Source organism: Ralstonia mojiangensis, assembly GCF_023955645.1.
GTDB lineage: Bacteria > Pseudomonadota > Gammaproteobacteria > Burkholderiales > Burkholderiaceae > Ralstonia > Ralstonia mojiangensis.
Map to the genome: position 1 here is coordinate 1127185 of NZ_JAMXHU010000001.1, position 24630 is coordinate 1151814.

The window sequence follows — 24630 nt, forward strand, 5'->3', positions numbered from 1 at the left end:
TCTTGAGTTGAGCGCGCTGGCCGGGGCGGGTGCGGAGATCGCGCATCTGTACCTGGTGGCGTTGCGGCCGCGTATGGACTTCCGTACGGGCGTGGTGGGGCGCGTGGTGCGGATCTCGTATCAGGCGCTGCGTGAGTGGACAGAGCGCACTGCGCGCCGTGGCGTGCGTTACCTGGCGCATGACAAGTCGAAGCTGCAGCGGATGCTGGCGCAGTTGGAGAAGCTGGGGCTGCTGCGCCGGCTCGGCGGGCAGTACGAGCTTGTTTTTGCGTGCCCGTTGGCGGATACGGATTCGTGCGTCCAAAAGAAAGCCGGTCGAGGTTCGATACACCCGCAAGACGGCTACGAATTCAATGCTGATGCGGGTTTTAAGGATGTGCCGGAGTCTGTGGATAACGCGAAAGCCGCCACACATCCGTATTCCGGTAACACCTATAAAACCAACCCCCCTAACCCCCCACGCCGGGGGCGTGAGAAGAAGGAGATTGAGTCCCCCACGCCTGCGGCGCGGGAGGATCGAAACGGCCCCCAACACCGTCGGGGCACGCGGCGGCACCGGCTCTCAGAGGAACGTGGTCAGAACGCGAGTGTGGTTGGGGATGGGCTTGCAGAGAGTGAGGATGGGCAGGGCGTGGCGTGGCAAGCAGACCTTGCCTGGCCGGTTGACCTGAGAGGGCCGGAGCGGGCGCGTGTTGCACGGATTGTGGCTCGGGCACCCCACTCCATGAGGCAGACGGTGATCGACGAATGGCGGGGCCGTATGGCGGCTGGTGGCGTTGATGATCCGTTTGCGATGTTGGCGTACCACGCGAAGCGGGCGAGCGATCCGGATTGGGTGCCTTCGTATGCCAATGCTGTGCGGGAATCGCGAGAGCGGGCGCGGGCGCTGCGGCTTCAGCAGGATGAGGCGTTGGCGCGGTTGCAGGCGCAGGCGGAGCAGGCGGTGGCTGGGCTGCCGTGGCACGCGGGGCGGTTGCGGCCGGCGGGCTTGCAGCGAGGTGCGGCATGACGGCTGAGGAGGCTTTTAACGCGGCGGCGCTGGCGGCGTGCGGCAAGGGTGAGTGGCCGTCGCGGGCGGTGTTCTGGTCGGCGGTGCGGTTTGGGATGCGTGCGGTCGAGGCGGCGCGCTGGGCGGGTGCTGCGCATCGGTGGTCTGCGCTCTGGCGGGTGGCGGTGGAGGAGCATCTGCCGCCGATACCGGAGGCGCCGTTGGTGGGGGCGCCGCCGTCTGTGGTGCAGGCAGAGCAGCAACTTGCGCGCATGCGCGAAATCGTCGGATCGAGGAGGCAGGATGTATTGCGTTAAGCCACGTGAGGTGACGAGGCGATCTGCGTTGGTGACGAGCGAGGATCAGGCGCTCGATGATCTGCTGTTCGCGTGGTTCTGTTGGGAGGCGCAGTATTCGGGCGAGAAGTGGTATTCGAACCGGGATGCGACGTGCGGCGGGTCGGCCAGCTCGCGGCAATGGATGTCGACGGATGACATTCACGAGGCGAGCGTGGATGCGTGGCAGATGCAGCAGGTGGCGGCGGCGATGGAGGCGATCTCGGGCGACCACGCGTTGGCGATTCGGGTGGAGTGCCGGAACAGGCGTGGGCCGGGCGTGTGGCGGAACCCAAGGGCGGGGTTGCGGCAGCCGTTGGCGTATGCGGCGGCGAAGGTGGCGATCAGGCCTTGGATTGTTAAATTCGGTGTCGAGTATTGATGGGGTGAGGGGGCGTCGCTTAAAGTTCGGTTCGTGGGGCGACGCACGCCTGTACGAAATGAAAAAGCCCGAGTGGAAATGCTCGGGCTTTTTTGTTACCTACTAAATGAGGGGTTGTCCGCGCGCAGGAGCGTTTATATGCTGCCCGTACCAACTGACGCGTACGCACGCCTACGATGACTTCAACACGTCCCAGCCAACAGCAGTCCTCCTTCGCGCGAGAAATGTTGATGCTTGCCGAGCAAGCCGAATGGGAGTTCTCCGCTATCGGGGATTATGTTTGGAAGGCGCCGCGCCTCATCGACCTAGAGAAGGAACGCGAGAAAAAGAAGCTGGAATGTTTTCCGGAGCACATGGCCGAGGCAAGAGAGTTTCGGCGAAACTTTGAGTTCTATCGCCTCGAAAACACCTTCCCGTACCTCATCGCTATGGGAAACCTGTTCAGCGTGTTCTCAATGTTTGAGACCTATCTCATGCTGCTGGTCGGCAAGGTGCAAGAGAGAACGTCCGTTAGCATCAGCGACGTGTCAGGGAATGGGGTGAACCGCGTTTTCGGTTACCTACGTCGATTAGGGATTCGTCCCGAAGAGTCACCGATCTTCGAGCAGATCAGCGCGGCGATAAAAATCAGAAATTGCATGCATCATGCAAATGGCATGCTGGACTGGTCACGCGACGCTGATGAGCTGGTGAGAATTCAGAAGGCGGCGATCTACCTGACGCGCGAGGATAGGGCCACGCGTAAAGAGGCCGGCGGAGAGTTCGATGAAGTAAAGATCGTCAACTCCGTCTTTGGCAGGAGGCTTGCAGTGAAGAACGACTATTGTCACCTTTTGACCGCCTATTTGCGCTGGTACTTCATTGGCCTTTGCTCAGCCGCCGCAGAAAAACTCACCGAAGCCTAGCTCATTCGAATCGTTCTGTTGGGTGGCAGGCCTTTTTGTCGATTTCGCGGCAACGCGCAACGAGCTTACGAATCCGGGGGTCCTCGCTGTAACTGAGGCTGAAGACGCTCTTCTCGAAAGAGGGAAGCACCCCGGTCGGCCGGCGAAAAATTCGATTCAACTCGAGCGAGAGCAGCACCAGCGTTTGGAATGAAGCGAATGCGCTGTCGAGAATTTTCCCAAACGCTGCCTGCTCTTTCTCATGCATAGCCTTGATATGGGCTTCATTCGTCGGGTCTGTGAAAGCCTCTTCAGATTTTGTATGGACCAGCCGGTTGCGGGCAGGCACAAGCATTCTTAGTCCGTTCATGGCAGGTCCTTTCGCATCTAGAGACTTGCCGAAGACCAGTCGCGGCACGACCTGCCATTTGGCGATGACGTCAAGCTTGTCCAGCACGCCTCTGGCGTACTCGTCGGACAGGTTGATCGCAGCCAGATCGTAAATGGCAGCTTCGCAGGCCATAGCCGAGAAAACGATCGTCTTGATTGCAGCCTTGAGCAACCCCTCACGGTGGGCAATGTGATCGCTGGGATCTTCTTCGGCCGTCGGGATTGGTACGGGATGCTCTTGGGAGTCCTGCAGTTTGATAAGTGCCTCCTCAGCTATCTCGTAATACGTTGCAGCTAAGTGGTTCGCTCTCGTCCAGTTCGTTCTGAGCTTGAATTCGACTGTGTTGGTGCCGTACCAATCCCATTCGGTCATGTCATCTCGGGAGCTGCTCATCAATTCCTCTGCGCGTGCTGACTTGCAAGTTGTGTCGCCGTGGGGTTGGCCCGCATCTGCGAGCTCGGGGGCCCCTGGGTTCATAGGGTACTGCGGGGGCGGGCACCCGCGATTCTTCGTTAGCGGCCAGTTTTCCAGCTTAGTGAAATTCACCTCCGACGAGGTGAAATGGTGAAATCATGAGTGAAACGACCCTCCTGACGCGCTCGGCGTTCGCGGCGCGCCAGAACTGGTCGCCCAGCTACGTCACCAAGCTCGGCAAAGAAGGGAAGCTGGTCACCACGCCCGACGGCAAGCTGGTCGACGTCGATGCCACGCTCGCGAAGATCAAGCGCGGCGCAGACCCGGCAAAGGAGGCCGTCCGCGCCCGCCACGAAGCCACACGCATCGATCGCGACGTCTACAGCGCAAGAGACTCAACGCCCGACGCCGACCCATCCCTCGGCCACGACTTCCAAGCCGCCCGCGCCGAACGCGAGTACTACCAGGCGCAGCTAGCCCGCACCGAATACCAGTGGGTCTCTGGCCTATTGGTCAGCCGCATTGCCGTAGAAGACGCCGCCGAAAAGATCGGTGCCAACCTGCGCGATCGGATCATGGGCCTGCCGCGCCAGATCGCCCCCGAGCTGGCCTCGATGACTGACCCATGGGCCGTCGAGCGCCACCTAGAAGCCGCATTGCGCAAGGTGCTCGACGACATGATCGCCCACGGCGCCAACGTGCTTTCTGAATCCATCAACGATCCCGACCGCGGCAAGTTGGCCGACCTGTCACGCGCGGGGAAAGAGAGGTACGGCTCCATGGAGCCCATCGACACATCGTGAGCCATCCCGACGGAGCCGCACTGTTCGCCCGCGCCTTCCTGGCCGGCCTCAAGCCTGACCCCGAGCTGTGGGTAGACCAGTGGTCCGAAGAATTCATGGTGATCCCCGACGAGTCGGGCGCCGCCGAAACCGGACCCTACCGCTCCGCGCGCACACCATACGCCGTCGAGCCCATGCGGTGCCTGTCGCCTGCGCACCCGTGTTTGCGCGTGGTCGCCATGGTTGCATCGCAGTTGTTCAAGACGCAGATCGGGTTGAACTGGATCTCGGCGACGATCCATCGGGCCCCGGCCAACTTCCTCGCGCTCCAACCGACGCTCAACCTCACACGCCGTTTCTCGGCCCGTGTAGCAAAGACGCTCGATGCAGTGCCGGTACTGCGTGAACGCATCGCATCTGCCCGATCGCGTGACGCCGCCAACACCGCCGAGCGCAAAGACTTCCGCAAGGGCACGCTGTTCATCAACACAGCCGGCTCAGCTGCCAACCTGGCGGAAGTCTCAGCGCGCTACGTGTACGGCGACGAAATCGACCGCTGGGTACGCGACCTCAACAACGAAGGCGACCCCATTGGCATCGCCGAAAAGCGCGCCAGCACGTTCGGCCGCAACGCCAAGTTTTACTACTCGAGTTCGCCCACCATCGACGGTGCCTCGCGCATCGCCGAGCTCTACGCCCAGAGCGACCAGCGCCGCTACTACGTGTCGTGCCCGCACTGCGGTCACGAGCACATTCTCGAATTCGAGCAGCTGCGCGCCAGCGACGATCTGAGCGACGTCTACTGCGAATGCCCCGCGTGCTTCTACAAGATCCGCGAGCACGAAAAGCCCGCGCTCTACAAGACCGGCCGCTGGATCGCACACGGGCAGGGCGACGGCGAAACAGTGGGCTTCCACCTGTCGACCATGTACGCGCCGCTCGGCTGGGTGTCTTGGCGTGCCCTCGTCAAAGAACATCGCGAGGCCAAGCTCGCGATGGAAAAGGGCGATCCCGGCCTGATGCAGGTGTTCTACAACACGCGCCTCGCGCGGCTGTGGGACAACGCCCAGCAGCGCACCAGCGCCGACGAGCTGCGCGACCGCGCAGAGGACTACCGCCTGCGCACCGTGCCCGCCGGCGCGCTGCTGCTGACCGCCGCCGTCGACACACAGGACGACCGCCTCGAACTGCTCATCATGGGCTGGGGCGAGGGCATGGAACGTTGGACGATCGACCACCAGGTGTTCATGGGCGACCCCTCCGACGCCACGTTGTGGGCCACGCTGGACGAAGCCCTGCAGGCGACATTCCTGCACGCCTCCGGCAAAGAAATGCAGATCCGCGCCGTGGCCATCGACTCCGGCGGCAGCCATACGCAAGACGTGTATCACTTCACGCGCCTGCGTCAGTGGCGCCACGTGCTGGCAGTGAAGGGCGCCAGCAAGCCCAACCGGCCCGTGATCGCCCAGCGCCCGTCGCGCGTGGATGTCACGTGGCAGGGCACCACCGAAGTCGACGGCGCCGAGCTCTGGATTGTCGGCACCGACACCGCCAAGGACTGGATCTACAACCGTTTCAAGCTGACCAGCGGCCCCGGCGCGCTGCACTTCTCGAACGATCTCCCCATGGAGTTCTACAAGCAGCTCACCGCCGAGAAGCAGATCGTGCGCTACGTGAAAGGCTTCCCGCGCACCGAATGGGTCAAGGCACGCGGCGACCGTAACGAGATCCTCGACTTGAACGTCTACAACCTCGCTGCCGCGTATTACCTCGGCGTGCACAAGTATCAGGAACCCGACTGGCGCCGGCTGCGCATGCACTTCGATCAAGGCAGCTTGTTTGCCGCGGCGCCCGTCAACGACGAAGCGCCACAAGAGGCTGCCGCACCACTGGCCGTAGAGCCGCCGCGCACCGCGCACACACGCCGCCGCGTGGCCGCATCGCGCTACCTCAAACGACGATAGAGAACCGCATGGCTTACACACAGCAAGATCTCCAGCGCATCGAGCGTGCACTGGTGAAGGGCGAGCTCGAGGTTCAGTTTCAGGACCGGCGCGCCCGATACCGCTCCGTGGACGAAATGCTGCGCATCCGAAGCGAGATCGTCCGCAACCTCGAAGACGCTGCACCGGCGTCGCGCGTGATCCGGCTGCGCTCGGCGGGCAAGGGGGTCACATGACCCGTTTCCCTGCGCTGGGCCAGCTTGGTTTCGTCTTGCCGGCGGAGCGGGCGGTTCGGGCGCAGGCGTACGAAGCGGGCGGCACCACCGGCAGCCGTGGTCGCGCTTGGCGCACCTCGGGCGCTGGGCCAAACGCCTCTGTCACGCAAAACCTCGGCACCATCCGCACCCGCGCCCGTGGCGCCGTCCGCAATGATCCGTGGGCAAAGAAGGCGATTGCCGGCCTGGTGGCCAACGCCATCGGTACCGGCATCGTCCCGCATCCGATGCATCCGGATCTCGAAGTGCGCACGACGCTCAAAGAGCTCTGGAGCGACTGGGTACCGGAAGCCGACGCCGATGGTCTGCTCGACTTCTACGGCCTGCAGACGCTGGCTGCTCGCTCTCTGTTCACTGATGGGGAGGTTCTGAACCGAACCCGGCCGCGACGCCCTGAACGCGGCTTGTGCGTGCCGCTGCAGGTCCAGCTTTTTGAAGCGGACCACCTGCCGGCCAACCTGAATCAAATGCTGCCCAACGGCGGCGAGATCGTCTCCGGCGTCGAGTTCGACCGCGATGGCGACCGCGTTGCCTACCACCTGCACCGCCGGCACCCGGGCGAGGCTGGGCGGGCGACCACACAGGCGGGAACGGTGCGCGTACCGGCCGCCGAGATCCAGCACGTATTCGAGCCGGTGCGGCCGGGTGCCGTACGGGGTTGCTCGGCGCTGGCGACGGTGCTCTTGCGATTGCACACGCTCGACAGCTTCGACGATGCAGTGCTTGTGCGGCAAGAGGTGGCAAACCTCTTCGCCGGCTTTATCACCCGGCCAGCGCCTACCAGCGTGAAGCTGGATACGTTGACGGGCCAGCCAGTCGAGTTCGACGGCGACGGCACAGCGCTCACATCCATGGAGCCCGGCTCCCTGCAGGAACTGCTCCCCGGCGAGGAAGTGCAGTTCGCCGAACCGCCCGGCGCCGGCACCGACTACGGCCCCTTCATGCGTCAGCAGCTCCTGGCCGCCGCCGCCTCCGTCGGCCTGCCGTACGAAGTGCTCACAGGTGACCTGCGCGACGTAAGCGACCGCGCCCTGCGCGTCATCCTCGGCGAGTTCCGCCGCCAGCTCGAGCAGTTGCAGTGGAACGTCTTCATCCACCAGTACTGCCGCCCCGTGTGGGCCGCCTGGACGGATGCCGTGGCGCTGTCGGGTGTGCTGCCCATGCCGGACTACTACAGGGACAGGCGCCTCTATCAGCGCGTGCGCTGGGTGCCGCAAGGCTGGCCCTACATCAACCCACTGCAAGACGTGCAGGCCCAGCGTATCGCCATCCGCGCCGGGCTGGCCAGCCGCTCGGCCACGATCCTCGCGCAGGGCGAAGACCCGGAAACCACCGACGCCGAGTACGCCGCCGACTTCGAACGCGCAGACCGGCTCGGCCTCGTTTTCGACTCTGATCCGCGCATGCGCGACAGCGCCGGCAACGTGACCGACAACCAGGAACACACCAACGATGAAAGCTAAACAGAGGAAGTGGTACGACCTCAAGGCCGCGCGCAACGCCGCTGGCAAGACGGTCGCGGAGTTGCGCATCTATGACGACATCGGCTTTTGGGGCACCACCGCCAAGGCGTTCGTCAACGAGCTCGATTCCGTGGCGAAAGACGCCGACGAAATCCTCGTGGCCGTCAACTCCGGCGGCGGCGATGTATTCGACGGCTTCGCCATCTACAACGCGCTGCGCCGCTACAGCGGCAAGGTGACGGCGCGCGTCGACGGCATTGCCGCCTCGGCCGCATCGCTCGTCGTCATGGCCGGCGACACCATCGTCATGCCCGAAAACGCCATGATGATGATCCACAACGCCTGGACCATCGCCGCCGGCGACGCCGCGCAGATGCGCAAGACCGCCGAGCTGCTCGACAAGACGCGCGACGGCATCGTCGCCGCCTACCGCAACAAGTGCGGCCTGACCGACGACGAAATCGTCGCCATGATGGACGCAGAAACGTGGATGACCGCCAGCGAGGCGAAGGAACGCGGCTTTGCCGACCAGATCGAGGCGCCCGTCAAGCTGCAGGCGTCCGTGCGCACCGAAGAGCTGCTCGCGCGGTTCGAGCACACGCCCGAAGCGTTGCTCAAAGCCCTCGAAGCCCCACCGGCGGAGCCGCCGAAAGCTGCGGCACCAGCCACGCCAGCCGCAGCACCAGTCGCCACCACGCCGCCAGCCGATCCCGGCGCGCTCGCGCAACACGCCTTTGCAGCGTGCCGCGCCGCCGGCCTACCGCAACTGGCCGAGGCCGTCGTGTCGTCCAGCGCGCTCGCCAGCAATGAAGCCATCGACGCCGTTGTCGCCCGCGCCAAAGACATCGCCGGCCTCTGCACCGCCGCGCACCTGCCCGAACTGGCCGCGCAATTCGTTGCTGACGGCCTGAACGCCGATCAGGTCCGCGCCCGGCTGTACGACCGCGTCATGGCGAGCAGCACGCCCGGCCTGTCCAACCGCCAGCCGGTGGCAGGGCAGGAAACCACCGAGCGCAAGACCGGCCCCCACGGCCCGAGCATCTACAGCGCCCGCCGCAAGAAATCGCCTCAGGCCTTCGCCTGAAGCAACCCATTGGAGTCTCCCAAATGCAGATCCAAACACAAGGCGTACAAACCGCCGAATTCCTGCTGACCGAAGCGCCGGGCAGCCTCTCGCGCGAGCAGATCTTCATTGCCGGCGGCGGCGCACTGCCAGCCGGCCAACTGCTTGAGCGCGATGCTGACGGCACCCGCTACGTGCCTTACGGCACCGCGCCCAAGGGCAAGGCCGCTGCCATCCTGTACGCGCCACTGCACGCCTCGGAGGCAGACCGCCGCGCCACCGCCATCGTGCGCCTGGCTGAAGTCGCCGAAGCCCGCCTCACCGGCCTTGACGCTAAAGCCCGCACCGACCTGCTCGCGGCCTTCATCGCCGTTCGCTAAGCACAGACACCCGAACTCAGGAGAACCCCATGGCTGATATGGCCCTGTTCAATGACGACGCCTTTACCATGACGGCGCTCACCGCCAGCATCAACGAGCTGGAAACCACGCCCTCGCGCCTGGCCGCTCTCGGCCTGTTTGAAGAAGAGGGCATGACCGTCACCACCGCGCAGATTGAGCGTGACGGCGAAACGCTGCAGCTGGTCGCTTCGGCCGAGCGTGGTTCGCCCGGCCAGGTCGTGGTCGGCAGCAAGCGTCAGGTGATTCCGTTCAACGCCGTACACTTGCCGGAAATCGCCGCCATCAAGGCAGACGAGGTGCAGAACCTGCGCGCCTTTGGCGAAGAGACCGAGCTCGAAGCCCTGCAGACAGTGGTGAGCAAGCGCCTGCAGAAAATGCGCCGCCAGCTCGATGCCACGCACGAGTTCCACCGCATTGGCGCCATCAAGGGCCAGATCCTCGACTCGGATGGCAAATCCGTCCTGGTCGATCTGTTCGAGCGCTTCGGGCTGAAGCAACAGCAACTGCCCATCCTCATCGGTGACGTGCGTTCCTCCACGCTCGAACTGCTCGACATGGTGGAGGATTCGCTCGGCGCCACACCGCATACGGGCGTGCGCGCCCTGTGCGGGCGCAACTTCTGGCGGCAGCTGATGACGTCGAAGGACATCCGCGAAACGTACCTCAACACGCAGATGGCTGCAGCACTGCGCGGTGACCCGCGCGACACGTTCGACTTCGGTGGCGTCACGTGGGAGCGCTATCGCGGCCGCGTCGGCAACATCGGCTACATCGGCGACGACGAAGCCTACGCCGTGCCCGAAGGCGTGCCGGAGCTGTTCATCACCCGTTTCGCGCCGGCGGACTACATGGAAGCCGTCAACACCAACGGCCTGCCGTACTACGCCAAGCAGGAAGCCGGCAAGTTCGGCAAGGCCGTCGAGCTGGAAGCGCAGTCCAACCCGCTGCACCTGTGCACGCGCCCGCGCGCCGTGATCAAGCTGTCGGCCTCGGCAGGCAAGGCGGCCTGATATGGCGTTTCGTGACGACGTGGCCGACCTCGACACGGCAGTCTTTGAAGCGCTGTCCGACGCGGTGGAAATCGACGGCAAGCCCGATCCGGTGATGGGCATGTTCTATTCGCCATGGCTGGACGCCGAGCCCATACGCGGCCAGCGCTCCGGGCTACGCGAGCCGTTCGTGATCCTGCGTGATGCCGATGCGGCAGGCGTCCGCCCGCGCACGCGGGTGAGGGCGCTTGGCGATGCGTTCAGCGTCATTGAACTGCAGCCGGACGGCTCCGGCATGACCAAACTCGTACTGAGGCCAGAACCATGTCCGTCACGTTAAAGACAGAGCTGGACATTGCCGCAGCGCTTGCTCCGCTTGCATACCTCGGCAAAGAAGCCATGCGCAACGCCTGGCGCCGCGCGCTCAAGAAGAGCGCCAACTGGGTTAAGGGTCAGACCGCCAAGCATGTCTCAGCAGAGATGCATATCGCGCAGAAACTGGTTCGCAAGCGCCTGTATTTCTTCTTGCATAGTGCGGATAGGGGCAAGGTCTGGCTCGGCCTTAACGCCATCGAGGCACATCGCCTGGGCAATCCGCGACAGACCAAGCGCGGTGTGTCTGTCGGCCGCTATAGCTTCAACAACGCGTGGATCTATCGCAGCGCACGCGGCAGCGACAAAGACGGCAAGGTGTATCGACGTGTGGGCAAGAAGCGCATGCCCATCTCGGCAGTCAAGCTCGACTGGGCAGACAAGGGCGAAGCCGCTTTCCGCAAAGCTGCCGCCGAGGTCGAAGCCCGCCTCATGGTCATTCTGGAGCAGGAAGTGAAATACGAAATCCTCAAGGCAACCGGCCATGCTCGCTGATCTGCAGCAACTGTTCGACGCCGTGGAGTCGCACCTCAAAGCGCAATTCCCCGACGTCGCCCTCATCGGCTGGGCACCGGAAATCGAAGACAGCATGCCGCTGCCGGCCATCCTGCTGTATGTCGGTGCGTTGCGCCCGGGCACCGACACCGGCACAGGCCAACCGCCCATCAACATCGTGATCGAGCTGCGCGTCGTTGGCGACCCGACCGAGCCGAACGCCGAGGCTGCCATGTGGGCGCTCGCCGCCCGGCTCATCAAGGTTCTGCACCACCAGACATGGGGCCTGCCGGTCACCATGGCCGAGCTGGAAAACGACGGCTTCCACCCGGACGGCATGCGCCCCGATCTGGACGGCTACAGCGTCATCGCCGCTGAATGGAAACACGAGTTCGACCTCGGCCCGCCCGAATGGGCGTTTGAAGACACCAGCGGCACGACCGTCGATTTCGACATCCAGCCGCGCCACACCGAGGCTGACTATGAGCTACGAAGCGGGTGAAACCGACCGGCGCCTCGCCTGCATCGTACAGGCTGGCGTCATCGCGGCCGTGGACGTCGCTGCCGCCCGCTGCACCGTCACCGTTGCGGACTGGACGTCCAACTGGTTGCCGTGGTGGTCGCGTGCCGCCGGTGCCGTGCGCGAATGGCGCCCGCCGTCGCCGGGCGAGCAGGCCCTGATCGTCTCGCCGTCAGGCTGCCTCGAAGGCGGCTTCGTCCTGGCTGGCTTCTACACCGACCAGCACGGCGGCGCGAACGGCGATTCGGCAGACGTTACAGCGTCGGACTACCCAGACGGCGCCCGCGAGCACTACGACCACGCCGCGCACGAATACCGGCTCTCGGTACCGGCAGGCGGCCAAATCGTTCTGCAGGTCGGCGATACATCGCTCACGCTGCGCAGCGACGGCGCCGAGTTGAAGGCGCCGCAACTGCTGGCCGACGTGCCGGCGTCCACCTTCACCGGCAATGCCCTTGTGGAGAAAGCCTTGGCATTCCTCGGCGGGCTGACCGGGCAGGGTGCCGCAGGCGGTGCCGCCGTCGCCATTCAAGGCGGCATCCAAGCCACCGACGACGTGGTTGCCGGCGATGTATCACTGCGCGGTCACTCGCACATGGAGCAGGGCGACGGCGCCCCGGTGGGCGAGCCGTTCTAGGTTTCCCAATCATCAATCGCAAGGCGGCCATGTGCCGCCTTTTTCGTTGGAGGCACTGTGGCCATCGTCGGCATGAACAGACGCACGGGCGCGCTGCTCTCGGGCATGGACCACCTGCTGCAAAGCCTGACCGACATCCTCAGCACCCGACGCGGCACCCGGCGCGAGCGGCCTGACTACGGCAGCGATCTGCCCGACCGCGTTGACCTCCCCATTACGCGTGGCTGGATTGCTGCAGCGCAGGCCGAAGCCGCCCGCTCCATCACGCGGTGGGAGCCGCGCCTGCGTCTCTCGCGCGTGCGCGTCGAAGGCATTGAAGACGGCAAAGTGGCTTGGCGTGTTGTCGGGCTCTACAACGAGCGGGCCGTCGATCTGAAGGTGTTGTCATGAGCGTAATCGACCTGTCTGCACTGCCGCCGCCCGATGTCGTTGAACCGCTCGACTTCGAAGCGTCCTACCAGCGGCTCCTGGCAACCTTCATGGGGCTGTGTCCCGAGTGGTCGGCCACCATGGAATCCGACCCCGTGGTCAAGCTGCTCGAGCTGCTCGCGTACGTCGACCTACAACAGCGCGCGCACGTGAACGACTCCGCGCGATCGACCATGCTCAGCTTTGCCGTCGGTGCGGATCTCGAACACCTGGCCGCCGGGCTGGACACGAAACGGCTTGTGGCCGTGCCGGGCGACCCGGAAGCGTTCCCGCCGGTCGCGCCCGTCATGGAGTCAGAGGCCAGCTTGCGCACACGCGCGCAGGGAGCATTCGAACGCCTGTCCGTCGCCGGACCGCGCGCCGCGTATGAGCTACACGCACGCGCCGCAGACGGCCGCGTGGCAGACGCGCGGGCAATCTCGCCGGCGCCGGCGGAGATTGTCGTTTCCGTGCTCAGCAACGAAGGCGACGGCACCGCGTCTGACGAGCTCGTCGAGCGCGTCCGGCAGGCGCTGAGCGATGAAGACGTCCGCCCGCTGGCCGACCGGCTGACCGTACAAGCGGCGCGCATCCTGCGGTACCGGCTGCGCGTCGTGCTGTATCACTACCCCGGCCCGGAGGCTGAGCCCATGGTGGCTGCCGCATGGGACCGGCTCCAAGCCTACGCGCAAGAGCAGCGGCGCATCGGCCGGGACGTCCGCCGCTCGGCCATCTTTGCCGCCGCACACGTGGCAGGCGTGCAGCGCGTGGAAGTCACCGAGCCGGCGGAAGACATCATCGTCGACCTGACAGAGGCGTCTTACTGCACGGGCATCGAGGTCGTTGTCGGGGGCGCGGATGAGTGACAAAACGCTGCTGCCCGCAAACGCCACGCCGCTCGAGCGGGCGCTGGCGCAAACCATCCTGACGCTGCTCGATACCCCCGTCCCGCTCAATCAGCTTTGGGATGCGGATACGTGCCCCGTGCCGCTGCTGCCATACCTGGCGAGCGCCCGTTCGGTCGACCGCTGGAATGCCAACTGGCCCGAAGAGGTTAAGCGGCGTGTCGTGCGGGATGCCTTTGCCGTGCACCAGCGCAAGGGCACGGCAGGTGCACTGCGTCGCGCGCTGGAGCCGCTGGGCTACCGGTTGACCGTTCGGGAGTGGTGGCAAACGCAGCCGCCGGGCAGGCGCGGCACGTTCTCGCTCGACGTCGGCATCGAAAACACGGGCGCTACTGAAGCGACCTACGACGAGATCGAGCAGATTGTCGACGACGTGCGGCCGCTATCAAGACACCTGACAGGGCTCACGCTCAGCGCAGAGATCGCCGGCCACGCCGGCACCCACGCCGCCTGCCTGGAGGGCGACACCGTAACGGTCTACCCGTATATGCCCGAGGCAATTGCCACAGAAGGCACCACGCACAGCGCGGTCGCCGCCCATGTTGTTGAAATCACTACGGTATCGAATGGCTAAGTACTTTGCGACTTTGACGGAGACGGGCGAGGCCAAGATGGCCCGCACGCTCGTCTCCAATACGATGGTCCCGCTCACCGAAATGGCCGTGGGCGACGGCGGCATCGATGGCGGCGCGGATGCGGATGTGATGCCGAGCGCCGCGCAGCGCGCACTCGTGCGCGAACGCCACCGCCGGCCGCTGAATCGCCTCGTCCGCGACGAGAAAAACCCGAGCATCGTCATTGCCGAGGTCTACTTGCCCGAAGAGGTGGGCGGCTGGTGGTCGCGTGAGCTGGGCCTGTACGACCAAGACGGCGAGCTCTTCGCCGTGGCCAACGTGCCGCCCAGCTACAAGCCTGTGCTTGCGGAGGGCTCCGGGCGTGGTCAGTTCTTCCGCATGATGCTGATCCACAAGGCGGCCGGCAATATCGTCTTGAAGATCGACCCCGCCGTCGTCGTGGCAACGCGCGAGTATGTCGACGAGCAGGTGACAGCCGTTCGCATGGCCGTGACAGGTGATGCGGACAAACGTTACGCCACCAAAGAATCGGTCGCGGCGCTGTCCCTGCACGTCGACGAAGTTCACGAGATCGCTGCCGATGCGTTGCCGCGTTCGGGTGGCGACGTGTCCGGCCCGATCAACCTCAAGGGGTCGGCGGTTGAGCTACAGCTCACCGACACACAGCAGCCCATCACGCTAGGGCGTTTCCGCCTGGTATCGAGCGGCGGCATGCTCATTGTGGACCGCAACACGGCGGGCGATGGCTCCTTTTCGACGTTCGTGCGCGCGTGCACCATCGACGGTAACGGCAACATCGCGACCCCAGCCGGCATATTGGCTGATCGGTTCAAGACCCGGAGCGGGATGAACCTGCCGGCACATAACAACGACGGGCGTGGCTTTCTGGAGTTCGGCGGCGATACCGTCATCTGGCGCCTGTTCATGGTGGGCCCTAGCGGCAACCTGGTCCTCAACGGCTACAACGCTGACGGAAGCAACCGGAACCAGCCGTTCTACATCAACTACACAACGGGCCAGTTGGCATTTGGGGTGCGCCCGAACTTCGCCGGGCATGCGCCGTGGGATACGGAAAACCTGCCAAATCCGCTTACGACGGACGGCGGGGGCTTGGCGGCGAACAGGGGTCTCAATTTCGGTGTTGGTTACGGCAGGTCCGCGCTGACGGTCTCGTCAAACGGAACGGATTCCATCGGCGGCGCATTCACGGAGTGGAACGCCAACCGGACGCCCGCGTTGCAGATCGACTGCCCATGGAACCAAGCGGCCTACATGGGCATTCGCTGGACGCAGTGGGGCACGCGCCACCTTGCGGCGATTGATTGCTATGCAGGCGGTAGCGATGCAGCCGTTCCCTATATCTCCATGCACGTCGGAGGCCGCGTCAACGCTTTTACCTTCGGCGGCAGCGGCACCCTGGTCGCTCAAGGCGACATACACGCTGGCAACGGTGGCGGCATCCTCGCCGGCAACGGAAACGTCTACATGTCGTGGGCGGGCCAGTGGCTTTCCACCTACCTGACGGGATTGGCCGGCGGCAAGGCGGGCGCAGGGGCGATTTGCCACTGGAACACCGAAATCACTGAGTTTGGCGGCGTCTCCACTGGTTCAAGTTCCGGCCAAGCCGACTTGCCGGCCCCGTATGTACTGGTCGGCCTGCGCAACGGCTTCTACACGCATTACCTGCGCGCAGTGCAACTGCGCAACCAATGAAGGCATAGCCAATGATTACCCACGATGAACTGATCTTCTGCCTACAGCAGAAGTACCCAAATCTCGCCCATGGTGTCGACTTCTGGGTTGGCCAGGAAATGAGTCGGGACTCAGGCGAGCAGATCGCACCCGCGCGCATCATCGCGTGGCACGTAGACGAACAGCCGACCGACGAAGACGTGGCCGCGCTGGTCGAGCAGTATGGGGTTGCAGCAAAGGCACACGTGCTCGGCCAGCGAGCCCGAGAGGAACGCGACCGTCGCCTCGAGCAGGCCGACGCAATGTTCTACAAAGCGATGGACTCCGGCGACACAAGCAAAGCGCAGCAGGTCGGCAAGTACCGCCAGGCGCTACGCGAGGTGCCTGACCAACCCGGCTTTCCAACCGATTTCTCCTGGCCAAGCATCCCTGGTGCGCTATCGGATCAGGCGTCTTCGAACGCCGTAGAGACCGAGACCCAGACCGCCGGCACATGACGCAAGCCCCATAGGAAACCGACGCACCGCTCCCTACCGTTACGAGAGTCATCGGCGCGCACGTCATGCACATGTGCCCATGACGATTTGTTCAACGCTCATCAACCGTGGAGCCATCATGACAAAGGTCATCGTCAATCTGGTAGGGGATAAAGAGAATCTGAAAACGCCGGCCGTCACCATCGACAAAGCGCGGTGGGGCCACAACGGCCATACGACGTTCGGCAAAGAGCAGGAAGTCACCGCCGGCACACACACCGCGACGATCTACAGCGACGGGAAAGTCCACAAGACGAAGGAAGTCACGGTGTCCGGCGCTGGGCCTGTGACGCTCAACCTGAGCGTCGACTGATCCAGAAAACAGCACCAGCACGCGCGCAGCACCGCATCCCCGAAGCAATAGCAAGCCCCGCCACAGCGCGGGGCTTTTTCTTTTCTACTTCCCATCGAGGAGCCGCATGGCATCTTCTTTCTTCCACGGCATCACCACCACGATCGTCGACACCGGCCCGCGCCCGATTGCCGTGCCGTCGTCGTCCATCATTGGCCTCGTCGGCACCTACACCCCTGGCGCGGATCTCGTGCAACCCGATGTGCCGGTGCAGATCACCAACCCGCGCGAGGCCGCGCAGGCTTTCGGTCAGAACAGCGCCATCACGCGCGCCATCAACGCCATCTATACCCGCACCTCGGCCGTCATCGTGGCAACCGGCGTGGCGGAGTCGGAAGACGCCAACGCACTCACGTCCGGCATCATCGGCGGCGTCACGGAGGGCGGCGTGCGCACAGGCCTGCAATCGCTGCTCGATGCCAAATCGCGCTTCAACGTGCAGCCGCGCTTGCTGATCGCGCCTGGGTTCTCCGCACGCCAGCCGGTGGCAACAGCCATGGATGGGCTTGCCGCCAAGCTGCGCGCCGTCAGCATCATCGACGGGCCGAACACCACTGACGAAGCTGCGCTCGCGTATGCACGCAACTTCGGCTCCAAACGCCTCTACATGGTCGACCCGGGCGTGCGCACGTGGGACACCGCTGCCAATGCCGAGGTCGATGCACCGGCATCTGCCTACGTGGCTGGCCTGTTTGCCTACACCGATGCGGAATACGGCTACTGGGCGTCGCCGTCCAACAAGGAATTTGTCGGCGTCACCGGCACCGGCCGGCCCATCGAGTTTCTCGACAACGATCCGACCTGCCGCGCCAACCTGCTCAACGAGGCGCGCATTGCCACCATCATCCGCGATGGAGGCTACCGCCTGTGGGGCAACCGCACGTTGTCGGCAGACCCGAAATGGTCGTTCGTCACGCGCGTGCGCACGCTGGACATCCTCATGGATGCCGCGCAGGCCGGCCACAAATGGGCCGTCGACCGTGGCATTACGAAGACCTACGTCCACGACGTCACCGAAGGGCTGCAAGCATTCATGCGCGATCAGCGCAACGCCGGGGCGCTCATCAATTTCGAGGTCTATGCCGACCCGGTGCTCAACACCGCCAGCCAGATCGAGCAGGGCCGCGTCGTGTGGAACGTGCGCTTTACCGACGTCATCCCGGCAGAGAACCCCATCTTCCGCTTCGAAGTCACCAACGAGTGGCTGACCGAAGTGCTCGACACCAAATAACGGAGGTGCATGTTGGTACCCGAGACACTCTATAACTTCAATCTGTTCGTGGATGGCACCAACCTCGCCGGCACTGCGCCGGAAGTCACGCCGCCCAAGCTGAAGATCAAGACCGAGGACTACCGCGCCGGCGGCATGGATGCGCCCGTTAAGCTGGACATGGGCATGGAGGCCATGGAAGCCTCCTTCTCGTTGGTCACACTGGCGCCGGCCGTGCTGAAGCTGTTCGGCTTGGCCGATCAAAACGCCTTCAACGGCACTTTCCGCGGCGCTTTTCGCACGACCGATGGCAAGACGCGCCGCGTCATTCTCGTCCTGCGCGGCATGCTGTATGAGGTCGATCCGGGCTCGTGGAAGCCGGGCGAGAAATCCGAATCCAAGTACGCCCTCAGCGTCAACTACTACAAGCTCGAAATCGACGGCCGCGTCTGGCACGAGATCGACGTGCTCGGCTGTAAGCGCGTCATTGACGGCGTTGACCAGCTCGCAGAAGTGCGCGCCGCCATCGGCCTGTAAGCCACCACAAGAGACCCACCACGATGCAAACCACCACCATCAAGCTGAAGTTTCCCGCCGTCGTCAACGGCGTCAAGGTCGATGCGCTCACGCTGCGTCAGCCCACCGTGCGCGACATGCGCGTCGCCGGCCAGCAGGCGGGCGGCGATGAAGAACTGCGCGAGATCCTGCTCTTCGCGTCGCTCGCCACCGCCGGGCAGAACGACATCGAGGGCCTGACGTACGTCGACTACCAGCGCGTGCAGCGCGGCTACTTTCGGCTGCTGGCCGACCGCGAGGCTACCGATGCCGGACATCAAGCGGCTGACCAAGCGCCTGCTGACGATGGGCGTCAGCCCGCGTGACATCGATGCGATGACGGTCGACGACATGGTCTGGTGGTTGACCGACTGACGCAGTAGCGCAGCGCCACACAGCAGGAGCACGGATGGCAACAAAAGACATAGCGCTTGGCATCCTCATTGGTGGCGCGGTCAGCTCAACCCTGGGCCGTGCCGTCAACGAGGTCGGCACCAAGCTGGATGCACTCAAGAAGCGGGCGGGCGAGGCGCGCGTCTGGCAGAACACGATCGGCGAGACGCAGCGCCTGCAGCGCGAGTTTCGCGACCTGCACGCCGCCGGCGATCGCGCCGCCGACAAGGTGCGCGTCAAGATCGAGCGCAACACCCGCGCGCTGCGCGAAGCGGGCTTCGAGGTCGACCGGCTGGACCGTTCCTACCAACGCCTCGGCCGCACCGCACGCGGGCTCGAACTGCGCGCCCGTGGTACCGCACTCGTTGCCGATGGCCGAGACGGCCTGCGCAACACCATTGGCGACACCACCAAGTTTGTCGCCGCGGCAGCGGTACCGACCGCCATCTCGGCAGGCTACGAGGCCATCATCCGCGATATCGCCATCAAAGCCGGTGCCGCGCGCACCGACAAAGAGCGCGAGATGAGCAGCGGCATTGCGGCCTCCGCGCAGCAAAGCGGCATCGGCCGCAACGTTTTGGCAGATGCCGTCAATCAGATGGTGTCAGCCGGCATGGATCTTGACCGCGCGCTGTCGTTCGCGCCGCTAGTGGGCAAGTTCTCCGTCAGCCAGGGCTCCGACGCAAAGGAAACCGCGCGGATGATCCAGGCGCTCGAGCAGAACGCCAAGATCAACGATCCGGCCAGCATGGCGCAGGCGCTGGAAACCATCGCGTTTCAGGGCAAGGAAGGCTCGTTTGAGTCGAGCGACATGGCGCGCTGGTTCCCCGTGCTGCTGGCGGATATGCAGAAGCTGGGCATTGTCGGTAACAGCTCCGTCGAGCAGCTCGGCGCGCTGCTGCAGGTGCAGATGAAAACCGCCGGCAGCGCCGACGAAGCCGCCAACAATACGAAGAACTGGTTCTCCAAGATCGGCAGCGGAGAAACAGCCGGCAACTACGCCAAGGCCGGCATCGACTACGAAGCCAAGATGCGCGAGGCCATCGGCAAGGGCTGGAGCACGATGGAAGCATCGTTCGTGCTGGCGCGCGCCTACATCGAGCAGGCCGACCCCGAGAAGGCCAAGCAGCTCGCCGCCGCCGCGCAGCAGTTCAACAACGAATCCGACCCCGCCAAGCGCGAGGCGCAGATGCGGGCGTTTGCTGAAACGATGAAGACGGGCGACCTCTTCAACGACATGCAGGTCAAGGCCGCATTGACGGCCTACATGCAGAACGCCGACCTGTATCAACGCTTAAAGAGCGAGGGCGCCAAGGCCACCGGCGAGATCGAGAAAGACCTGGCCGACCGCCGCGATAGCTCCAAACAGAAATGGGCCGAAGTCGGGCAGGCGTGGGACGAAGCCATGCGCCGCATTGGCGATGCGCTCAAGCCCGTGACGGATTCGGTAGCGGATCTCGCCGCCGGCGCCGGCACCTCCGTCGGCAAGCTGGCCGCCGAATCGCCTAAAGCCACGGTCGCCATCGGCGGCGTGCTCGCGTCGATTCTGGCGTTCAGAGGCGGGCGCGCCGTATGGAAGATCGGCAAGGGCGTGTCCGACATCGCGCGGGGTACTGCCATTGCCGCAGGCGTTGGCCGCTCCGCGGAGGCGGCGGCAACCGCCGCCAAGGTCGCACCGGCCGCCGCAAAGGCGCCGGGCGTGCTGGGCGCTTCGGGCCGGTTCCTGAAAGGGGCAGTGCCCAAGCTGGGCAAGATTGGCGGTGTCGCTGGCGTTCTGGCGCTGGTTGGCACGGCCGGCATGGCAAGCGCAGAAGCGGCCGAAAAGCCCGGCACCAAGGCCGACAAGGCCAAAGCCATCGCCGGTATTGGCGCAGGGCTGGCCGGCGAACTTGCCGGCGGCGCTGCAGGCCGTGCCATCGGCGCCGTGGCCGGCACGGCCATCGCGGGGCCCATCGGCACCGTTGTCGGCGGGCTGCTCGGCGGCATGCTCGGTTCGTACCTGGGCGGCAAGGCCAGCAGTGCGCTGGCCGACCGTGCACTCAGTGACAAGAAGCCCGAGGCCGCGTCACCCACGAGCGCGCCCGTCCTGCCCGCCGGCGCACAGGAAGCGCTCGGCACGGCGCAGGCAGCCGCCAATGCGCCGCCAGCCCCGCAACTGCAGTTCGACCAGCGGTTCGAGTTCGCGCCGCAAATCGCCGTGACAGTGCAGGGGGACGTCAAAGACCCGCGCCAGCTCGCCGAGGCATTGATGCCACACCTGCGCCGCCAGTTTGACGAATACGCCGCACAGCAACGCCGGGCCGCCATGTCGGACGGCTCGCACGTGTAACGGAACAGATCATGGATTTTCAGAAGTTCGCATCCGCAGCGGCAACGCATGCGGCGCGCGCTGCCGAGCATGTCCGGCAGATGGAGCGGTTGCTCGACAAGCCTGATGGCACCGGCGGTGCAAACGCGCGCCGCCGTGAGGCGCAGGCCTTGGGCGACCTAGGCAGCGCTGGCAGCGCCCTTGCCGCCGCCGGCGAGGCCATCGGCGGCACTGGCCGCGTGACGGCCGCCCGTGGCGCGGCACAGCGTGCCCTCAACCTGACAGACGCCGCGCTGGGCGCCATCCAACGTACCGTCGCCGGCGAGCGCTTCGCCTCCGTCCTGCGCGCCGCGCAAACCACGGGCGACGCATTGGCAACCGTGCGCCGCCGCCTCGATGCCGTGCTGCCCACCGTCACGCCCAACGTGCGCAGCCTGGTGCCGAGCTACGCCCTCGGCCCGGGCAAAATCCTCGGCGCCGGCCAAACCGCAGGCGCCACCGAACGCCTGCTCGTGCTGTCCACCGATGAGGGCGAGCAATTCCAGTTCGGCCTATCCACCGCCGCATACGACCGCCTGCGCCGCGAGACGCGTTACAACATCGCTGCGCAAGAACGCATCCAGCGGCAGGAGGCATTGCAAGCCGTGGGCGCAGGCGGCGACACCATCACCGTATCCGGCGCCATCTTCACTGCCGGCGGCGCGGGGGCAGGGCAGCTTGACCGCCTTCGCGCCATCGGTGCGGCGCTCAAGCCCGTGCAGCTCACCACCGGCTCCGGCGATGTACTCGGCCGCTACTTCCTAGACCGCGTGGGCGAAGAGCAAGACGGCCTCCTGGCCGACGGCACACCGCGCAAACAAGGTTTCGATTTGGAGTTCCGACGCTATGGCGATGACTATCAGAACATCTGACGGCGATGTGCTCGACGTGCTCTGCTACCGCGCATACGGCACGTTGGCCGGCACGGTGGAGGCTGTGCTCGATGCGAATACGGGCCTCGCCGCGCGGCGTCAGCCGTACGCCGCCGGCGTGGAGATCTTCCTGCCCGACCTTACGCCCGCGCGTGATGAACCCATCCAGCTTTGGACGTAGCGCATGGAAGCCCAATTCGAAGTCCTGGCAGACGGCCAAGACATCACCGCGCTGCTGCGCGATCGCGTGTTGGAGATCCGCCTGACCGACAAGCCCGGCATGGAAGCCGACCGCTGCGAGATCCGGCTGGACGACCGCGACGGCAAAATCGCCTTCCCGCCCAAGGGCGCCAAGCTGCGCATCTCGTTCGGCTGGGCCGGCAAGGGCCTATCCACGCGCGGCACCTATGCGGTGGATGAGATCGAACTAAGCGGCCCACCGGCCACCATCGTCATACGCGGCAAGCCGGCGGATATGCGCGCCACCGCCAAAGCGCAGCGCAACGCCAGCTACACCGGCACCACGCTGGCCGCCATCGTCGCGAGCGTGGCCGCCCGGCACGGTTGGAAGCCCGCTTGCACGATCGAGGCGCACATCGACCGCGCCGACCAGTTTGGCGAGAGCGATCTGCACTTCATCACCCGGCTTGCTCGACAGTACGGCGGCACAGCAACGGTCAAGGGCGGCAGGCTCATTGTCGCCCCGCGTGGCGGTGGCAAGTCCGCGGACGGCAAGCCGCTGGCCCCCATCGTGCTGCGGCCGACCGACCTCATGCGGTACCGCCTGACGTTCCCCGACCGCAGCAGCGTGGGCGGCGTCAGAACCCGCGCACACGATGCCAAAACCGGCCGCAAGATCGATCTGTACATCCCCAACCCGGAAGCGCCCAACGGCCCACCGGCGCAGGCTACGCACACCGACCGGCACATGCACGCCAGCCCCCAGGCAGCAAAAGCCGCCGCCAAGGCCAAGCTGCAAGACATGAACCGCAGCACCGCCGAAGGCGAGCTGGAGATGATGGGCCGCGGCGACATCAGCGCCGAGAAAACGCTCCGCCTGGAAGGCTTCAAAGCGCAGGCCGACGGCGACTACCTGGCCGAAACCGTCACGCACATCTACGCCAACAAAAGCTGGCTGGTGAACGTGAGCCTGAACGGCGGCAACAGCGGCAAGGCCAAGGCGGGGCAGGGCAAGGCCAAGAAGGCGGCCAAGGTCACCAACCTGGTCATTCCGGCGCCGCCCAAGCAATAAGACACACGCGTTCGCAATCGCGATCGCATCCAATCAGCCCGCCACCCGGCGGGCTTTTTCATTTCCAAGCCATGAACAAACAATCCTTCAGCAAGGCAGCCGCCTTGCCGCCGGCGCTCGCCGATCGCTGGTGGCCGCACATCGAGGCCACGTGCAAGCGGTTCGGTATCGCCACGCCCGCGCAGCAGGCGGCCTTTATCGCGCAGATCGGGCATGAGTCTGGCGGCTTCACCCGCGTAACGGAATCCTTCAACTATGCCGTGGCAGCGCTGCCCGCGATGTTCTCGCGCGTTACGCCCGCGCTGGCCGCCACGCTTGGCCGACAACCGGGCGAGCGCGTGGTGCCGCTCGAGCGGCAGCAGCGCATCGCCAACATTGCCTATGCCAACCGCTACGGCAATGGCGATGCCGCCAGCGGAGACGGCTGGCGCTACCGGGGCCGCGGCCTCAAGCAAATCACCTTCCTGGCCAACTACCGCGAGTGCGGCCATGCGCTGGATCTCGACCTCGTTGCGCGGCCCGAGCTGCTGGAGCGGGACGACTATGCCGCGCTCTCCGCCGGCTGGTACTGGTGGGCCTTCGGGCTGGGCAAGCTGGCCGACGCCGGCAAGTTCGACGAGATCACGCGCCGCATCAACGGCCCGGCCATGGAAGGTGCAGAGCCGCGCCGCACGCGCTGGGCGGTCGCCAAACAAGCATTGGGAGCATAGATGGCACAGCCAACAGGTTGGAGCGCGCTGCTGCGCGTGTTGGACACGATTCTGCCGAGCGCGGCTGGTGCGCTGGTGTCACTGCGGTTCATCCCGGGCACGCCGGTGCAGCGCGTCGCCTCGTTGCTGCTGGGCGTGGTGTGCGCGCATTACCTCGGCAACGGCGTGATTGGCTTGTGGCAAGTGCCGGCGGGGCTCGTGTCGGATGCCGTCAAGTTCATCGCCGGCGTGTTCGGGCTGACCATCGTCGGCTACGCATACGGCGAGCTTCCGGCGCTGCGGCGCCTGGCGCACGACTGGCTGCAGCAGGCAGCCCAACGCTGGACAGGAGGCCGCAAGGAATGACGCTCACCCAAAACGACGTGCTGACCGCCATCGACATCGTGGCGCTCGTGGCCATCTGCGCGGGCGCGGCGTGGTCTGCGCTCACGCAGGCCATACCGCATGGGCTGCGCGGCGCGCTGCTGCTGTGCGCCGTCGCCCTGTGCG

The 24630-nt window shown here is 65.1% G+C and carries 31 protein-coding genes; 30 read left to right on the forward strand and 1 reads right to left on the reverse strand.

Translation table 11 applies throughout. The features are described 5' to 3' along the window. Window positions 1-7: 7 nt before the first annotated feature. The 4 genes from NG898_RS05450 (at window position 8) to NG898_RS05465 (ending at window position 2610) form a co-directional block, all read left to right on the forward strand. Window positions 8-1009, forward strand: a complete 1002-nt coding sequence (locus tag NG898_RS05450; RefSeq protein ID WP_252691393.1) for a hypothetical protein — start codon at window positions 8-10, stop codon at window positions 1007-1009. Then, window positions 1006-1305 (forward strand): hypothetical protein, encoded by a 300-nt coding sequence (locus NG898_RS05455; RefSeq protein WP_252691394.1) that lies wholly within the window; start codon window positions 1006-1008, stop codon window positions 1303-1305. Before NG898_RS05450 ends, NG898_RS05455 begins: the two co-directional genes overlap by 4 nt. 31 nt (window positions 1306-1336) lie before the next feature. Beyond that, window positions 1337-1705, forward strand: coding sequence for a hypothetical protein (locus NG898_RS05460; protein ID WP_232042578.1), 369 nt, complete (start codon window positions 1337-1339; stop codon window positions 1703-1705). A gap of 224 nt (window positions 1706-1929) precedes the next feature. Beyond that, window positions 1930-2610: a hypothetical protein gene (locus NG898_RS05465; RefSeq protein WP_252691395.1), complete on the forward strand. Its 681-nt coding sequence runs from the start codon at window positions 1930-1932 to the stop codon at window positions 2608-2610. Between the two features lies 1 nt (window position 2611). Here NG898_RS05465 and NG898_RS05470 read toward each other — a convergent pair whose 3' ends face one another. After that, window positions 2612-3352 carry a hypothetical protein gene (locus tag NG898_RS05470; protein WP_252691396.1) on the reverse strand — a complete coding sequence of 247 codons (741 nt, stop codon included), beginning with the start codon at window positions 3350-3352 and terminating at the stop codon, window positions 2612-2614. Between the two features lie 200 nt (window positions 3353-3552). On the opposite strand from NG898_RS05470, the gene NG898_RS05475 reads away from it, so the two are divergent. The 26 genes from NG898_RS05475 to NG898_RS05600 all read left to right on the forward strand — a co-directional run bounded on the left by NG898_RS05475 (window position 3553) and on the right by NG898_RS05600 (window position 24486). After that, a complete protein-coding gene (locus NG898_RS05475) occupies window positions 3553-4197 on the forward strand; it encodes a hypothetical protein (RefSeq protein WP_252691397.1) in 645 nt (214 codons plus the stop codon). Further along, the gene (locus NG898_RS05480; protein WP_252691398.1) at window positions 4194-6140 is read left to right on the forward strand and encodes a phage terminase large subunit family protein; all 1947 of its coding nucleotides are present in this window, start codon (window positions 4194-4196) and stop codon (window positions 6138-6140) included. Before NG898_RS05475 ends, NG898_RS05480 begins: the two co-directional genes overlap by 4 nt. Window positions 6141-6148: 8 nt before the next feature. Next, on the forward strand, window positions 6149-6355 hold the full coding sequence (locus NG898_RS05485) for a phage head-tail joining protein (RefSeq protein ID WP_147213642.1): 207 nt from the start codon (window positions 6149-6151) through the stop codon (window positions 6353-6355). Continuing rightward, complete coding sequence (locus NG898_RS05490) at window positions 6352-7857, forward strand: phage portal protein (protein WP_252691399.1); 1506 nt, start codon at window positions 6352-6354, stop codon at window positions 7855-7857. The genes NG898_RS05485 and NG898_RS05490 overlap by 4 nt, the downstream gene beginning before the upstream one ends. Next, window positions 7847-8941 carry a head maturation protease, ClpP-related gene (locus NG898_RS05495; RefSeq protein WP_252691400.1) on the forward strand — a complete coding sequence of 365 codons (1095 nt, stop codon included), beginning with the start codon at window positions 7847-7849 and terminating at the stop codon, window positions 8939-8941. The genes NG898_RS05490 and NG898_RS05495 overlap by 11 nt, the downstream gene beginning before the upstream one ends. Window positions 8942-8964: 23 nt before the next feature. After that, a complete protein-coding gene (locus NG898_RS05500; protein WP_252691401.1) occupies window positions 8965-9300 on the forward strand; it encodes a head decoration protein in 336 nt (111 codons plus the stop codon). A gap of 29 nt (window positions 9301-9329) precedes the next feature. Then, window positions 9330-10331: a major capsid protein gene (locus NG898_RS05505; protein ID WP_252691402.1), complete on the forward strand. Its 1002-nt coding sequence runs from the start codon at window positions 9330-9332 to the stop codon at window positions 10329-10331. Between the two features lies 1 nt (window position 10332). Beyond that, window positions 10333-10650: a head-tail joining protein gene (locus NG898_RS05510; protein WP_252691403.1), complete on the forward strand. Its 318-nt coding sequence runs from the start codon at window positions 10333-10335 to the stop codon at window positions 10648-10650. Continuing rightward, entirely contained in the window at window positions 10635-11177 is a 543-nt protein-coding gene (locus tag NG898_RS05515) for a phage tail protein (RefSeq protein WP_252691404.1), read from the forward strand. The genes NG898_RS05510 and NG898_RS05515 overlap by 16 nt, the downstream gene beginning before the upstream one ends. Beyond that, entirely contained in the window at window positions 11167-11679 is a 513-nt protein-coding gene (locus tag NG898_RS05520) for a hypothetical protein (protein ID WP_252691405.1), read from the forward strand. Before NG898_RS05515 ends, NG898_RS05520 begins: the two co-directional genes overlap by 11 nt. Next, entirely contained in the window at window positions 11660-12334 is a 675-nt protein-coding gene (locus NG898_RS05525) for a phage baseplate assembly protein V (RefSeq protein ID WP_252691406.1), read from the forward strand. Before NG898_RS05520 ends, NG898_RS05525 begins: the two co-directional genes overlap by 20 nt. Window positions 12335-12406: 72 nt before the next feature. Next, window positions 12407-12724, forward strand: coding sequence for a GPW/gp25 family protein (locus NG898_RS05530; RefSeq protein WP_252691407.1), 318 nt, complete (start codon window positions 12407-12409; stop codon window positions 12722-12724). Further along, window positions 12721-13608: a baseplate assembly protein gene (locus NG898_RS05535; RefSeq protein ID WP_252691408.1), complete on the forward strand. Its 888-nt coding sequence runs from the start codon at window positions 12721-12723 to the stop codon at window positions 13606-13608. The genes NG898_RS05530 and NG898_RS05535 overlap by 4 nt, the downstream gene beginning before the upstream one ends. Beyond that, a complete protein-coding gene (locus NG898_RS05540; RefSeq protein WP_252691409.1) occupies window positions 13601-14221 on the forward strand; it encodes a phage tail protein I in 621 nt (206 codons plus the stop codon). The genes NG898_RS05535 and NG898_RS05540 overlap by 8 nt, the downstream gene beginning before the upstream one ends. Beyond that, window positions 14214-15935, forward strand: coding sequence for a phage tail-collar fiber domain-containing protein (locus tag NG898_RS05545; protein WP_252691410.1), 1722 nt, complete (start codon window positions 14214-14216; stop codon window positions 15933-15935). The genes NG898_RS05540 and NG898_RS05545 overlap by 8 nt, the downstream gene beginning before the upstream one ends. A gap of 11 nt (window positions 15936-15946) precedes the next feature. Further along, window positions 15947-16411, forward strand: a complete 465-nt coding sequence (locus NG898_RS05550) for an XkdW family protein (protein WP_252691411.1) — start codon at window positions 15947-15949, stop codon at window positions 16409-16411. Between the two features lie 118 nt (window positions 16412-16529). Continuing rightward, window positions 16530-16763 (forward strand): hypothetical protein, encoded by a 234-nt coding sequence (locus tag NG898_RS05555; RefSeq protein WP_252691412.1) that lies wholly within the window; start codon window positions 16530-16532, stop codon window positions 16761-16763. A 106-nt stretch (window positions 16764-16869) separates the two neighbouring features. Further along, the gene (locus tag NG898_RS05560; RefSeq protein ID WP_252691413.1) at window positions 16870-18033 is read left to right on the forward strand and encodes a phage tail sheath subtilisin-like domain-containing protein; all 1164 of its coding nucleotides are present in this window, start codon (window positions 16870-16872) and stop codon (window positions 18031-18033) included. A 12-nt stretch (window positions 18034-18045) separates the two neighbouring features. Then, window positions 18046-18549, forward strand: a complete 504-nt coding sequence (locus NG898_RS05565; protein ID WP_315862491.1) for a phage major tail tube protein — start codon at window positions 18046-18048, stop codon at window positions 18547-18549. A gap of 23 nt (window positions 18550-18572) precedes the next feature. Further along, window positions 18573-18893 (forward strand): phage tail assembly protein, encoded by a 321-nt coding sequence (locus tag NG898_RS05570; RefSeq protein WP_252691415.1) that lies wholly within the window; start codon window positions 18573-18575, stop codon window positions 18891-18893. Window positions 18894-18976: 83 nt separating this feature from the next. Continuing rightward, window positions 18977-21289 carry a phage tail tape measure protein gene (locus NG898_RS05575; RefSeq protein WP_252691416.1) on the forward strand — a complete coding sequence of 771 codons (2313 nt, stop codon included), beginning with the start codon at window positions 18977-18979 and terminating at the stop codon, window positions 21287-21289. An 11-nt stretch (window positions 21290-21300) separates the two neighbouring features. Then, window positions 21301-22179 carry a phage tail protein gene (locus tag NG898_RS05580; RefSeq protein WP_252691417.1) on the forward strand — a complete coding sequence of 293 codons (879 nt, stop codon included), beginning with the start codon at window positions 21301-21303 and terminating at the stop codon, window positions 22177-22179. Beyond that, window positions 22154-22360, forward strand: coding sequence for a tail protein X (locus tag NG898_RS05585; protein WP_252691418.1), 207 nt, complete (start codon window positions 22154-22156; stop codon window positions 22358-22360). Before NG898_RS05580 ends, NG898_RS05585 begins: the two co-directional genes overlap by 26 nt. Before the next feature lie 3 nt (window positions 22361-22363). Continuing rightward, window positions 22364-23431, forward strand: coding sequence for a phage late control D family protein (locus NG898_RS05590; RefSeq protein WP_252691419.1), 1068 nt, complete (start codon window positions 22364-22366; stop codon window positions 23429-23431). Between the two features lie 71 nt (window positions 23432-23502). Then, the gene (locus NG898_RS05595) at window positions 23503-24141 is read left to right on the forward strand and encodes a glycoside hydrolase family 19 protein (RefSeq protein ID WP_252691420.1); all 639 of its coding nucleotides are present in this window, start codon (window positions 23503-23505) and stop codon (window positions 24139-24141) included. After that, a complete protein-coding gene (locus NG898_RS05600; RefSeq protein WP_252691421.1) occupies window positions 24142-24486 on the forward strand; it encodes a hypothetical protein in 345 nt (114 codons plus the stop codon). It begins immediately after the preceding gene. The last annotated feature ends 144 nt before the right edge of the window (window positions 24487-24630 follow it).